The sequence below is a fragment of the Pseudomonas sp. R32 genome (assembly GCF_009866705.1).
GTDB classification, from domain to species: Bacteria; Pseudomonadota; Gammaproteobacteria; order Pseudomonadales; family Pseudomonadaceae; genus Aquipseudomonas; species Aquipseudomonas donghuensis.
The window spans coordinates 1041129-1054280 of the sequence record NZ_CP019396.1; the positions used below are offsets into that span (position 1 = coordinate 1041129).

The window sequence follows — 13152 nt, forward strand, 5'->3', positions numbered from 1 at the left end:
CTCAGAAGCCGTTAGGTGCGCGAGTGTGCCAGTCAGTCACTTGCTGATAGCGGTGCGCGACGTTGAGCAGGCGGCCTTCGTGGAAATACGGCGCGAGCAACTGCACGCCAACCGGCAGACTATCGACGAAACCGGCCGGCATCGACAGGCCTGGCAGGCCGGCGAGGTTGGCGGTGATGGTGTAGACGTCTTCCAGGTATTCAGCGACCGGGTCGTTGTTCTTGGCGCCGATCTTCCAGGCCAGGTTTGGCGTGGTCGGGCCGAGAATCACGTCGACATCGTTGAAGGCAGCCATGAAGTCGTTCTTGATCAGACGGCGGATTTTCTGCGCCTGCAGGTAGTAGGCATCATAGTAGCCGGCCGACAGGGCGTAGGCACCGACCATGATCCGGCGCTGCACTTCGGCACCGAAGCCTTCGCCACGGGAGCGCTTGTACAGGTCGGTGAGGTCGACCGGGTTCTCGCAGCGGTAGCCGAAACGCACGCCGTCGAAACGCGACAGGTTGGACGAGGCTTCAGCCGGGGCGATCACGTAGTAGGCCGGAATCGCGTGCTGCATGTTCGGCAGGCTGATTTCCTTGACCACGGCGCCGAGTTTTTCCAGCTCCTTGACGCTGGCCTGGACCAGGTCGGCGATGCGCGGGTCGAGGCCGGCGCCGAAGTATTCCTTCGGCAGACCGATGCGCAGGCCTTCGAGCGAGGCATTGAGGCTGGCGCTGTAGTCCGGCACCGGTTCATCGATGCTGGTGGAGTCCTTGGCGTCGAAACCGGCCATGCCTTGCAGCAGCAGTGCGCAGTCTTCGGCGGTGCGGGCCAGCGGACCAGCCTGGTCGAGGCTCGATGCGTAGGCAATCATGCCCCAGCGCGAAACACGGCCGTAGGTCGGTTTCAGGCCAGTCAGGCTGGTGAGTGCCGCCGGCTGGCGGATCGAGCCGCCGGTGTCGGTGGCGGTGGCCGCCGGCAGCAGGCGCGCGGCAACCGCGGCAGCCGAACCACCGGAGGAACCGCCAGGCACGTGCTCGAAATTCCACGGGTTTTTCACCGGGCCGTAGTAGCTGCTCTCGTTGGCCGAACCCATGGCGAATTCGTCCATGTTGGTCTTGCCCAGCGTCACGGTACCGGCTTCGGCCAGCTTGCTGACCACGGTGGCGTCATACGGCGCCTTGAAGTTGTCGAGCATCTTCGAGGCGCAGCTGGTGCGGATGCCCTGGGTGCAGAACAGGTCCTTGTGGCCGATCGGCGCGCCCAGCAGGGCGCCGCTCTCGCCGGCAGCGCGACGGGCGTCGGCAGCACGGGCCTGGCTGATGGCCAGTTCGTCGGTGACACTGATGAAGCTGTTGATTTGCGGATCGAGCTGGTGGATCCGCGCCAGCAGGGCACGGGTCAGCTCTTCGGAAGAAAACTTCTTGTCGGCGAGTCCGCGGGCGATCTCGGCCAGGGTCAATTGATGCATGGCAGGCTCTATTCCCTTACTCGATGACTTTCGGAACCAGGTACAGGCCGTTTTCCGTCGCCGGGGCGATGGCCTGGTAGCTGTCACGGTGGTTACTTTCTGTTACCACATCGGCGCGCAGGCGCTGAGTGGCTTCCAGTGGGTGGGCCAGTGGCTCGATGCCAGTGGTGTCGACTGCTTGCATCTGGTCGACCAGTCCCAGAATACTGTTCAGGGCATCGGTAGTGCGTGGCAGATCGCTTTCATTCAGGCCAAGTCGGGCCAGATGAGCGATCTTTTCCACGTCGCAGCGTTCAAGCGCCATGGGGATCTCCTGGGGAAACAAAAACGGATTTGGTCCGCGATGAGGAACATGCTGGCAGTATTACGGTCATAAGGCCGCGATCATGTGCAGGCTTGCTCGGAAAAACCACCAATTTAACATATTGGTGCCTTGCCCAAAATCCCCGCCGTTGTTAGAGTTTGCCGCACTTTTTTACCCACGCGTTGCCTAGGGTCACTTTCCCATGTTCAAGAAACTGCGTGGCATGTTTTCCAGCGATCTTTCCATCGACCTGGGCACTGCCAACACCCTTATTTACGTGCGTGAGCGCGGTATCGTCCTGAATGAGCCATCGGTTGTGGCCATTCGTACTCACGGCAACCAGAAAAGTGTCGTCGCTGTCGGTACTGAAGCCAAGCGCATGCTGGGCCGTACGCCTGGCAACATTGCTGCCATTCGTCCGATGAAAGACGGCGTGATCGCCGATTTCAGCGTTTGCGAGAAAATGCTGCAGTACTTCATCAACAAGGTTCACGAAAACAGCTTCCTGCAGCCAAGCCCGCGGGTGCTGATCTGCGTGCCGTGCAAATCGACCCAGGTCGAGCGCCGGGCCATTCGTGAATCGGCGCTGGGCGCCGGTGCCCGTGAAGTGTTCCTGATCGAAGAGCCGATGGCCGCCGCCATCGGTGCCGGCCTGCCGGTTGAAGAGGCTCGCGGTTCGATGGTCGTCGATATCGGTGGTGGTACCACTGAAATCGCGCTGATCTCCCTGAACGGTGTGGTTTACGCCGAATCCGTACGGGTCGGTGGCGACCGTTTCGACGAGGCCATCGTCACCTACGTGCGTCGCAACTACGGCAGCCTGATCGGTGAATCCACCGCTGAGCGCATCAAGCAGGAAATCGGTACCGCCTATCCGGGCGGCGAAGTCCGTGAAGTCGATGTCCGCGGCCGCAACCTGGCCGAGGGCGTGCCACGTGCCTTCACCCTGAATTCCAACGAAGTGCTTGAAGCCCTGCAGGAGTCCCTGGCGACCATCGTCCAGGCGGTCAAGAGCGCCCTGGAGCAATCGCCGCCGGAGCTGGCTTCGGACATCGCCGAGCGTGGCCTGGTGCTGACCGGTGGTGGCGCCCTGCTGCGCGACCTCGACAAGCTGCTGGCCCAGGAAACCGGCCTGCCGGTGATCGTCGCCGAAGACCCGCTGACCTGCGTGGCGCGCGGTGGTGGCCGTGCCCTGGAAATGATGGACAAACACACCATGGACCTGCTCTCCAGCGAATAAGCTGGAACCTGCAGTTCACGCCGCCCGGTTTACAGGTAGTGCTCACAGTGCTACCTGTATGTGCTGGGCTGACGTCCGTGTGGGCGTCATTTTCCGTCAATCCGCAAGCAGGCCGGTGCGTTGCCGTATGAATGACCTCTTGAATCGTCGTCCACGAGGAGCGGCCCATTAAACCGCTTTTCGCCAAGGGCCCTTCGCTGGGCGTACACCTGCTCGTGCTGGTTGTGCTGTCGATCACCCTGATGGTGGTCGATGCACGCTTCACCCTGCTCAAGCCTCTGCGCAGCCAGATGGGCCTGGTGCTGATGCCGTCCTACCTGGTTACCGATCTGCCCCAGCGCTTGTGGCAGGGGGTTGCCAGCCAGTTTGGCAGCCGTACCGAACTCGCTGCCGAAAACGAGAAACTCAAGACCGAAGCCTTGCTGCTGCAAGGTCGCCTGCAGAAGCTGGCGGCCCTGACCGAGCAGAACGTGCGCCTGCGCGAGTTGCTCAACTCGTCGGCGCTGGTCAACGAGAAGGTCGAAGTCGCCGAATTGATCGGCGTCGATCCCAATCCCTTCACCCACCGGATCCTGATCAACAAGGGCGAGCGCGATGGCGTGGTCCTCGGTCAGCCGGTGCTCGACGCGCGTGGCCTGATGGGCCAGGTGGTCGAACTGATGCCCTACACCTCGCGGGTGCTGCTGCTGACCGACACCACCCACAGCATTCCGGTGCAGGTCAACCGCAACGGCTTGCGGGCGATTGCCAGCGGTACCGGCAACCCGGAGCGCCTTGAGCTGCGCCACGTTGCCGACACCGCCGACATCAAGGAAGGCGACCTGCTGGTGAGCTCGGGCCTCGGCCAGCGCTTCCCGGCCGGTTACCCGGTGGCCACGGTCAAGGAAGTGATCCACGACTCCGGCCAGCCGTTTGCCATCGTCCGGGCGATCCCGACTGCTGCGCTTAACCGCAGCCGCTACCTGCTGTTGGTGTTCACCGACAGTCGTTCGCCCGAGCAACGTGCCAGTGATGCGGCGATTGCCCAGGAACAGGCGGATCGCCAGGGCCTGCCTGCTTCGGCGGTGGGTGCTGCGCCTGCCGCGTCCCCGGCTGCGCCTGCTGCGGTCACACCGGCAGCGGCCGCTTCGACGCCGGCAGCACCAGCGCCTGCCGCACCCGCCACACCGGCAACCAGTGCCCATCCGCCCGCCACGGCAGCCCCCGCAGCCCCTGCTGCAACGCCGGGCGCGCCAGTCATTTCCCGGGAGAGACACTGATGGTAAGCACCCGCAGTCGTAATGGCTGGGTCGTCTGGCTGACTTTTCTGATCGGTATGCTGCTCAGCGTATCGCCGATGCTGCCCTTCGCCGAAGTGTTCCGGCCGATGTGGCTGGCACTGCTGCTGGCCTTCTGGACCCTGGCCCTGCCGCACCGGGTCGGCATGACCACCGCGTTCGTCCTGGGCCTGGCCGAAGACGTACTGTACGGCACGCTATTGGGCCAAAATGCTCTGGTGCTGACCCTGATCACCTTCCTGGTGCTGTCGTTGCAACAGCGCCTGCGGATGTTCCCGATGTGGCAGCAGAGCCTGGTGATCCTGGTGATCTTCGGCCTGGCCCAGTTGATCCAGCTGTGGCTCAGCGCCCTGACCGGCAACCGCCTGCCGACCCTGGCGCTGATCTGGTCGGCGGTCATCAGCGCCTTGCTCTGGCCGTGGATCAGCTATGGCCTGCGTGGTCTGCGCCGCCGCCTGAGCATCAACTGAGCACTCACATTCGACGCTGACAGGGAGACGTCAAGATGACCCTGCTGTACCTGGCCTCTGGCTCGCCACGCCGCCGTGAGTTGCTGACCCAGATCGGCATTCCCTTTTCTTCGCTGAGTGCCGCGATCGACGAGACGCCGCTGCCCGCCGAGTTGGCCGAGGCTTATGTCGAGCGTCTGGCGCGGGAAAAAGCCTGCGCCGGCCTGGCGTCGTTGCCCCAGGGCAACAACAGCCCGGTAGCGGTGTTGGGGGCCGATACCGCCGTGGTGCTCGAAGGTCGAATTCTCGGCAAGCCACAACACCGCGAAGATGCCCTGGCGATGCTGGCAGCCCTTTCCGGGCGCCAGCATCAGGTGCTGACCGCAGTCGCCGTGGCCGATCATGAGCGTTGCCTGAGCGTCAGTGTCAGCAGCCATGTGCTGTTTCGTCCCATCAGCGCCGAGGAAGCCGAGGCCTACTGGTCCAGCGGCGAGCCGGCCGACAAGGCGGGCGGCTATGCCATACAGGGCCTGGGTGCCGTTTTCGTTCAGCGCCTTGAAGGCAGCTATTCGGCGGTGGTCGGCCTGCCTCTAAGTGAAACCGCTGGACTGCTTGGCCAATTCGGCATCCCCTGCTGGCAGCGCCTGTCGGCCCGTTGAGCGAGGATAAGCCAGAACTGCCCTAGCCAGTCGCCAACGCGCGATCCATCATTACTGAAGTCATTTGACGAGAGCCTGCCATGAGTGAAGAGATTCTGATCAACATCACACCGATGGAATCACGCGTGGCGGTGGTGGAAAACGGTGTACTGCAGGAGGTGCATGTCGAGCGCACCCAGCGCCGCGGCATCGTTGGCAACATCTACAAAGGCAAGGTGGTGCGGGTGCTGCCGGGCATGCAGGCGGCATTCGTCGACATCGGCCTGGACCGCGCAGCGTTCATCCACGCGTCGGAAATCTCCCTGCGCGAAGGTTCGTCGGTCGAGAGCATCAGCGCCCTGGTGCATGAGGGCCAGAGCCTGGTGGTGCAGGTGACCAAGGACCCGATTGGCTCCAAAGGCGCGCGCCTGACGACCCAGCTGTCGATCCCGTCCCGTTACCTGGTGTACATGCCGCGCACCAGCCATGTCGGCATTTCCCTGAAGATCGAAGACGAAGCCGAGCGTGAGCGCCTCAAACAGGTGGTTACCGACTGTATCGCCCAGGAGAACATCCAGGACGCCGGCGGTTTCATCCTGCGTACCGCCGCCGAAGGTGCCGGCGCCGATGAGATCCTCATGGACATCCGCTACCTGCGCAGGCTTTGGGAGCAGATCGGCACTCAGATCAAGACCGTCGGCGCGCCGACCGAAATCTATGAAGACCTGGGCTTGGCCTTGCGCACCTTGCGCGACCTGGTCAACCCGAAGATCGAGAAGATTCGCATCGACTCGCGGGAAACCTTCCAGAAAACCACGCAGTTCGTCGCCGAACTGATGCCGGAGATCGCCGATCGCCTGGAGCATTACCCGGGCGAGCGACCGATCTTCGACCTCTACGGCGTCGAAGACGAAATCCAGCGTGCCCTGGACCGCAAGGTGCCGCTCAAGTCCGGCGGCTACCTGGTGGTCGACCCGGCCGAGGCGATGACCACTATCGATGTCAATACCGGGGCCTTCGTCGGCCACCGCAACCTCGAAGAAACCATCTTCAAGACCAACCTTGAGGCGGCCACCGCCATTGCCCGGCAACTGCGCCTGCGCAACATCGGCGGGATCATCATCATCGACTTCATCGACATGGAAGATGAAGAACACCAGCGCCAGGTGCTACGCACCCTGGAAAAACAGCTGGAGCGCGACCACGCCAAGACCAACATCATCGGCATCACCGAACTGGGCTTGGTACAGATGACTCGCAAGCGCACCCGCGAAAGCCTCGAGCAGGTGCTGTGCGAGCCCTGCTACTGCTGCCAGGGGCGCGGCAAGCTGAAAACCCCCGAGACAGTCTGTTACGAGATTTTCCGCGAGATCCTTCGCGAAGCCCGTGCGTATCAGGCCGAAGGCTATAGAGTACTGGCCAACCAGAAGGTGGTAGACCGCTTGCTGGACGAAGAGTCGGGCAATGTTGCCGAGCTTGAAGCCTTCATCGGTCGAACCATTCGCTTCCAGGTCGAGTCCATGTATTCCCAGGAACAATACGATGTGGTGCTCCTCTGACTCGTTCTGAACAACATTGCGCCGTGCGTCGGCTGGCAAAGCGCCGGGTTGCGGCCATAGTTAAGCCACGATCTGGAGGGCCACTGGCATGGAACGACTAATACGCGTTCTTGGCGCCTTGACCCGCTGGGGGCTCGGCTTCAGCGCCTTGCTGGCGGTGCTGGTGGCGCTGTATGTCAGCCTCGGTCGGCAGTTCATTCCGCTGGTGGCCGAGTACCGCGCCGAAGTCGAGACCAAGGCCGAGCAGGCCCTGGGCATGCCGGTGCATATTGGTGCCCTGGAAGGGCACTGGAGCGGCCTGGCGCCGATTGTACGGGTGCGTGATATCCAGGTCGGCGAAGGGGCAACGGCCCTGCGTCTGGACGGCGTCAAGCTGGTGCCCGACCTCTGGGCCAGCCTGGTCGAGCGTCAAGTGCGCCTGGCCAACCTCGAGGTCGGTGGCCTGCAGCTCAGTCTGCGCGAAGATGAAAATGGCGCCTGGGCTCTGGAAGGGCTGCCGAAAAAAGACGACAAGCCGCTGGACCCCGAGCAACTGCTCAAGCAAATCCAGGTGGTGTCCAAGGTCACGGTGGTCGACAGCCAGGTGACGCTGCAGGCGTTCCAGCGCGAGCCGATGACCCTCACCTACGTCAGCCTTGGCCTGCAGACCGGCAGCGTGCGTCAGCGCCTGGATGCGCGGGTGACCCTGCCCGATGGCCAGCCGCTGGCGTTGAGCCTGCGCAGCCGCATCCGCCCAAGCCAGTGGCGCGACGGTGAAGTCGATGCCTACCTGAGCTTGCCGCAAAGCGACTGGGCGCGCTGGCTGCCACCTCGCCTGCTGGGCCAGTGGCAGGCCACCGAGCTGCGCGCGGGTGGCGAGCTGTGGGCGAACTGGGGCAAGGGCCAGTTGCAAAGCGCCATGGTGCGCCTCAATGCGCCGCAGCTGCGCGGCAACTATGCCGAACGCAAGCCGGTGCAGGTCGATAACCTGGCCCTCAATGCCTGGTTCCAGCGAAGCGAGAAGGGGCTTGATGTGCTGGTCGACTCCCTGGCCATGAGCCTGGGCAAGACCCGTTGGGAATCCCACGTGCAGCTCAAGCAGACGGCAGCGACCGAGTCGAGCGATGAAACCTGGGCGATCCAGGCCGACCGCCTCGACCTGACGCCCGTCACGCCGCTGCTCGATGCCTTGGCACCGCTTCCGGAAAAACTCATGGCGGTAGTCGATGGCCTCAAGGTCACGGGGGCCTTGCGCAATGTGCGTCTGGATATCCGGCCTAAAGCCCAGGGTGACCAGCGCCTGAGCTTCGCTGCCAACCTGGAGCGGGTAGGTTTTGATGCCTATCACGGCGCCCCGGCGGCGGGGAATGTCAGCGGCAGCATCAGCGGCGACCTCGGCCAGGGCGAGCTGCGCCTGGATACCGATGCCTTCATGCTGCACCTGTACCCGATCTTCGAGAAACCCTGGCACTACCAGAAGGCCAATGCACGGCTGACCTGGCGCCTGGACCAGGAAGGCTTCACCTTGATCGCGCCGTACCTCAAGGTGCTGGGCGATGAGGGCAAGATCGCCGGCGACTTCCTGATTCGCCTGCTGTTCGATGAAACCCGCGAAGACTACATGGACCTGCGTGTCGGCCTGGTTGACGGCGATGGTCGCTACACTGCCAAGTACCTGCCCGAGGTGCTCAGCCCGGGGCTGGATGAATGGCTGCGCACGGCAATCCTCAAGGGCGCGGTTGATGAAGGGTATTTCCAGTATCAGGGCTCGATCAATCACGGTGCCCCGGCGCAGGCCCGGAGCATCAGCCTGTTCTTCAAGGTGCACGATGCCGCCCTGGACTTTCAGCCGGGCTGGCCGCAGGTGCAGAAAGTTGCCGGTGATGTGTTCATCGACGACGCTGGCGTGCGCATCAAGGCGCAAAGCGGGCAGTTGCTCAATACCCAGGTGCGTGACGTTGAGGTCAACATTCCCCATGTCGTGGCCGGTGAACACAATCACCTTTATCTGGACGGTGAATTCGACGGCGGGCTCGGCGATGGCCTGAAGATTCTCCAGGACGCCCCGATCGGCACCGGGCCGATCTTCGCCGGCTGGGAAGGCGAGGGCAGCCTCAAGGGCAAGCTGAAGCTGGATATCCCCTTGGCCAAGGGGCAGAAGCCCAAGATCGTGGTCGATTTCGCTACCGGCGATGCACGGTTGAAGATCGCCGCGCCAGCCTTGGAGCTGAACCAGCTCAAGGGCGATTTCCGCTTTGACTTCGACAAGGGCCTGAGCGGCGAGAACATCAGCGCACGGTCCTTCGACAAGCCGATCACCGCGCAGATCTTTGCCGAAGGCAAGTCCGGCCAGTTGCAAACTCGCGTCAACGCCAAGGGCCAGATGCCTGTCAAGGCGCTGACCGACTGGCTGCAGGTCAAGCAGGCCCTGCCGCTGTCCGGCGAATTGCCTTATCAGTTGCAGGTGAGCCTGGGCAGTCGCGAAAACCTGCTGACGGTCGATTCAAGCCTCAAGGGCTTGACGGTGGACTTGCCAGCACCCTTTGGCAAGGCTTCCAGTGAAACCCGCAACAGCCAGTTCAGCATGACCTTGCAGGGGCCGGAGCGGCGTTTCAATGTCACTTACGCCGATGTCGCCAAGGCGTTCTATGCCGCGCCCATGGACAAGCTCGACCAGGGGCGTGGCGAATTGCTGTTCGGCGCCGGGACCGCCCAGTTGCCACCGGGCCAGGGCCTGCGGGTGCGTGGCCGCCTGGCGGAGCTGGACCTGGAGCCCTGGCAGAAGCAGCTTGATCGCTTTGCCGGCAATGACCCGAGCGGCAGTGCCAAGCAGATGCTGCGCGGCGTCGACCTGAGTATTGGCCAGCTCAAGGGCTTTGGCCTGAACCTGGCCCAGGCGGTGGTACGTGTGGACCGCAGCGGCAACCTGTGGGCCTTGCGCCTGGACAGCAAGGAACTCATCGGCAACGCCCGCATCCCTGATGCCAAGGGGGCGCCGATGGTGATCAACCTGCAGACCATTCACCTGCCGCCCGCCGACCCTGCTGAAGTCTCTTCCGATGACGGTCCGGATCCGATGGCCAACATCGATCCGCGCAAGATTCCAGCCGTCGACCTGACCATCGACAAGCTGTTCCGCGGTGACGACCTGCTCGGCAGCTGGGCGGTAAAAGTTCGCCCGACCGCCAAAGGTATCGCTCTCAACGACCTCGACGTCAGCGTCAAAGGCCTGCAGATCGACGGCAACGGTGGCTGGGAAGGCGCGCCGGGGGCCAGCGCCAGTTGGTACAAGGGCCGCCTGGAAGGCAAGAACCTGGCTGACATCCTCAAGGCCTGGAACTTTGCCCCGACGGTCACCAGCCGTGATTTCCGCCTCGATGTCGATGGTCGCTGGCCCGGCTCGCCTGCCTGGGTCGGGCTCAAGCGTTTCTCCGGCAGCCTCGATGCTGCCTTGCGCAAAGGTCAGTTCGTTGAAGTGGAAGGCGGCGCCCAGGCGCTGCGGGTGTTCGGCCTGCTCAACTTCAACTCGATTGGTCGGCGCTTGCGCCTGGACTTCTCCGACCTGCTCGACAAGGGCCTGAGCTACGACCGGGTCAAGGGCCTGCTGGTGGCCAGTGAAGGGGTCTACGTGACCCGCGAGCCGATTACCCTGACGGGCCCGTCCAGCAACCTGGAACTGGATGGCACCCTGGACATGGTCCGTGACCGGGTCGACGCCAACCTGTTGGTGACCTTGCCGGTGACCAACAACCTGCCGATTGCCGCCCTGATTGTCGGGGCGCCGGCCATCGGCGGGGCATTGTTCCTGGTTGACCGGCTGCTCGGTGATCGGGTGGCGCGATACGCCAGCGTGCATTATCGCGTCGAGGGTCCGTGGAAAGAGCCTAAGATAAGCTTTATCAAACCTTTCGAAAAAACACGCTAGGAGCCGGCATGAAGTCAGCGGTTATCCAGATGGTCAGCCAGAGCGACGTTCTGGCCAACCTGGAGCGAGCCCGGCACCTGCTTGAGCAGGCGGCCGCAGGTGGCGCGCGGCTCGCCGTGCTACCGGAAAACTTCGCCGCCATGGGCCGGCGCGACAGCGCTGCAATCGGCCGCGCCGAAGCGCTGGGCGAAGGCCCGATCCTGCCCTGGTTGAAACAGACTGCCCGCGACCTCAAGTTATGGATAGTGGCCGGGACCTTGCCGCTGCCGCCGATCGGCCAGGCCGAGGCCAAGTCCCACGCCTGTTCCTTGCTGATCGATGAACATGGCGAGCAGGTGGCGCGCTACGACAAGCTGCACTTGTTCGATGTCGATGTGGCGGATAACCGCGGCCGCTATCGCGAATCCGATGACTATGCCCACGGCGGGCAGGTGGTGGTTGCCGATACCCCGGTGGGTCGTCTGGGCCTGAGCGTCTGCTATGACCTGCGCTTCCCTGAGCTGTACAGTGCGCTGCGCGAGGCCGGGGCCGAATTGATCAGCGCCCCGTCGGCCTTCACTGCGGTGACCGGTGCAGCGCACTGGGAAGTGCTGATACGCGCACGGGCCATTGAAACCCAATGCTATGTCCTGGCCGCAGCCCAGGGCGGCACCCACCCGGGGCCACGGGAAACCTATGGCCATGCGGCGATCGTCGACCCCTGGGGGCGCATCGTCGCCGAACAGGCCAGTGGCGAGGCCGTGCTGCTCGGCGAGCGCGACAGCAGCGAACAAGCGTCCATCCGGGCGCGGATGCCGGTGACCTTGCACCGGCGCTTTTTCTCGCAGGACGCCTTGCGGCCTGCGCACACCTCGGAGTGACTATGAGCCAGATGTTATCCACTGTCAGCGAACACCTGCTGGCGCCGGGCGGCCTGACCCTCGACAGCCTGCAGTCAGTGCTGGGCGAGCTGGCAGGGCCAGGCATCGATGCCGCCGACCTGTACTTCCAGGGGCAGATTTCCGAATCCTGGGCACTGGAAGACGGCATCGTCAAAGAAGGCAGCTTCAACCTCGATCAGGGCGTGGGCGTGCGTGCCCAGTCCGGCGAGAAGACCGGGTTTGCCTACAGCAATGCCATCAATCTCGAAGCCCTGACGTCGGCGGCCCGCGCGGCCCGGTCGATTTCCCGTGCCGGGCAGAATGGCAGTGTGCAAGCGTTCAACAGCCAGGACGTCGTCCAGTTGTATGGCACCGACAACCCGCTGGAAGTCATCAGCCGCGCCGAAAAGGTCGACCTGCTCAAACGGGTCGACGCCGCCACGCGCAAGCTTGATCCACGCATCCAGCAAGTCACCGTCAGCATGGCCGGGGTCTGGGAGCGCATCCTGGTGGCCGCTGCCGACGGCAGCCTGGCGGCCGACATTCGCCCGCTGGTGCGTTTCAACGTCAGCGTGATTGTCGAGCAGAACGGTCGCCGCGAGCGTGGCGGCCATGGCGGTGGCGGGCGTACCGATTACCGCTATTTCACTGACGAGCGGGTCATGGGCTTTGCCCGCGAGGCCCTGCGCCAGGCGCTGGTCAACCTTGAAGCGATCCCGGCGCCGGCCGGTACCTTGCCGGTGGTGCTCGGTTCGGGCTGGTCCGGCGTGTTGCTGCACGAGGCGGTGGGTCATGGCCTGGAAGGTGACTTCAACCGCAAGGGCAGCTCGGCCTATAGCGGCCACATGGGCGAAAAGGTCGCTTCAAGCCTGTGCACCATCGTCGATGATGGCACCCTGGAAGGGCGTCGCGGCTCGCTGAGCGTCGATGACGAAGGCACTCCGACCGAGTGCACCACCCTGATCGAGAACGGCATCCTCAAGGGCTACATGCAGGACAAGCTCAACGCCCGTCTGATGGGCATGGCGCGCACCGGTAATGGCCGCCGCGAGTCCTATGCGCATCTGCCGATGCCGCGCATGACCAACACCTACATGCGTGCTGGCGAGAGCGACCCGGCAGAAATCATCGCCTCGGTGAAAAAGGGCATCTACTGCGCCAACCTCGGCGGCGGACAGGTGGACATCACCAGCGGCAAGTTCGTGTTCTCTACCAGCGAGGCGTACCTGATCGAAGACGGCAAGATCACCGCTCCGGTCAAAGGCGCAACCCTGATCGGTAACGGTCCGGAAGCCATGAGCCGGGTATCGATGGTCGGCAACGACCTGGCGCTGGACAGCGGTGTCGGTACCTGTGGCAAGGATGGTCAGTCGGTGCCGGTGGGCGTCGGCCAGCCAACCCTGAAGATCGATGCGATCACCGTCGGTGGCACGGGCGCATGAAGGTGAAACCGGGCAGGCAGGGCGCC

The 13152-nt window shown here is 63.6% G+C and carries 10 protein-coding genes; 8 read left to right on the forward strand and 2 right to left on the reverse strand.

Features of this window, described 5'->3' with window-relative positions; all coding sequences use genetic code 11:
• Nucleotide 1: 1 nt before the first annotated feature.
• Both gatA and gatC read right to left on the reverse strand, forming a co-directional pair.
• Entirely contained in the window at nucleotides 2-1453 is a 1452-nt protein-coding gene (gene gatA / locus PspR32_RS04750) for an Asp-tRNA(Asn)/Glu-tRNA(Gln) amidotransferase subunit GatA (RefSeq protein ID WP_159388152.1), read from the reverse strand.
• Between the two features lie 16 nt (nucleotides 1454-1469).
• Nucleotides 1470-1757: an Asp-tRNA(Asn)/Glu-tRNA(Gln) amidotransferase subunit GatC gene (gene gatC, locus PspR32_RS04755; RefSeq protein ID WP_010223404.1), complete on the reverse strand. Its 288-nt coding sequence runs from the start codon at nucleotides 1755-1757 to the stop codon at nucleotides 1470-1472.
• A gap of 202 nt (nucleotides 1758-1959) precedes the next feature.
• Here gatC and mreB point away from each other — a divergent pair, with 202 nt between their 5' ends.
• The 8 genes from mreB to tldD all read left to right on the forward strand — a co-directional run bounded on the left by mreB (nucleotide 1960) and on the right by tldD (nucleotide 13126).
• The gene (mreB, locus tag PspR32_RS04760; RefSeq protein WP_008371426.1) at nucleotides 1960-2997 is read left to right on the forward strand and encodes a rod shape-determining protein MreB; all 1038 of its coding nucleotides are present in this window, start codon (nucleotides 1960-1962) and stop codon (nucleotides 2995-2997) included.
• Nucleotides 2998-3212: 215 nt separating this feature from the next.
• On the forward strand, nucleotides 3213-4256 hold the full coding sequence (mreC, locus tag PspR32_RS04765; protein WP_010223403.1) for a rod shape-determining protein MreC: 1044 nt from the start codon (nucleotides 3213-3215) through the stop codon (nucleotides 4254-4256).
• Nucleotides 4256-4744, forward strand: a complete 489-nt coding sequence (mreD, locus tag PspR32_RS04770; RefSeq protein ID WP_010223402.1) for a rod shape-determining protein MreD — start codon at nucleotides 4256-4258, stop codon at nucleotides 4742-4744. The genes mreC and mreD overlap by 1 nt, the downstream gene beginning before the upstream one ends.
• A 35-nt stretch (nucleotides 4745-4779) precedes the next feature.
• Nucleotides 4780-5382, forward strand: a complete 603-nt coding sequence (locus PspR32_RS04775) for a Maf family protein (RefSeq protein ID WP_159388153.1) — start codon at nucleotides 4780-4782, stop codon at nucleotides 5380-5382.
• Nucleotides 5383-5462: 80 nt separating this feature from the next.
• Nucleotides 5463-6920, forward strand: coding sequence for a ribonuclease G (gene rng / locus PspR32_RS04780; RefSeq protein ID WP_010223400.1), 1458 nt, complete (start codon nucleotides 5463-5465; stop codon nucleotides 6918-6920).
• An 88-nt stretch (nucleotides 6921-7008) separates the two neighbouring features.
• The gene (locus tag PspR32_RS04785) at nucleotides 7009-10824 is read left to right on the forward strand and encodes a YhdP family protein (protein ID WP_159388154.1); all 3816 of its coding nucleotides are present in this window, start codon (nucleotides 7009-7011) and stop codon (nucleotides 10822-10824) included.
• Between the two features lie 8 nt (nucleotides 10825-10832).
• Nucleotides 10833-11684, forward strand: coding sequence for a carbon-nitrogen hydrolase family protein (locus PspR32_RS04790; RefSeq protein WP_159388155.1), 852 nt, complete (start codon nucleotides 10833-10835; stop codon nucleotides 11682-11684).
• A 2-nt stretch (nucleotides 11685-11686) separates the two neighbouring features.
• A complete protein-coding gene (tldD, locus tag PspR32_RS04795) occupies nucleotides 11687-13126 on the forward strand; it encodes a metalloprotease TldD (protein WP_010223397.1) in 1440 nt (479 codons plus the stop codon).
• Nucleotides 13127-13152: the final 26 nt, after the last annotated feature.

Coding starts and splice junctions, on each gene's coding strand:
- PspR32_RS04785 (WP_159388154.1), top strand. CDS start 7,009: ATGGAACGACTAATACGCGTTCTTGGCGCCTTGACCCGCTGGGGGCTC.
- mreD (WP_010223402.1), top strand. CDS start 4,256: ATGGTAAGCACCCGCAGTCGTAATGGCTGGGTCGTCTGGCTGACTTTT.
- tldD (WP_010223397.1), top strand. CDS start 11,687: ATGAGCCAGATGTTATCCACTGTCAGCGAACACCTGCTGGCGCCGGGC.
- PspR32_RS04775 (WP_159388153.1), top strand. CDS start 4,780: ATGACCCTGCTGTACCTGGCCTCTGGCTCGCCACGCCGCCGTGAGTTG.
- gatA (WP_159388152.1), bottom strand. CDS start 1,453: ATGCATCAATTGACCCTGGCCGAGATCGCCCGCGGACTCGCCGACAAG.
- PspR32_RS04790 (WP_159388155.1), top strand. CDS start 10,833: ATGAAGTCAGCGGTTATCCAGATGGTCAGCCAGAGCGACGTTCTGGCC.
- rng (WP_010223400.1), top strand. CDS start 5,463: ATGAGTGAAGAGATTCTGATCAACATCACACCGATGGAATCACGCGTG.
- gatC (WP_010223404.1), bottom strand. CDS start 1,757: ATGGCGCTTGAACGCTGCGACGTGGAAAAGATCGCTCATCTGGCCCGA.
- mreB (WP_008371426.1), top strand. CDS start 1,960: ATGTTCAAGAAACTGCGTGGCATGTTTTCCAGCGATCTTTCCATCGAC.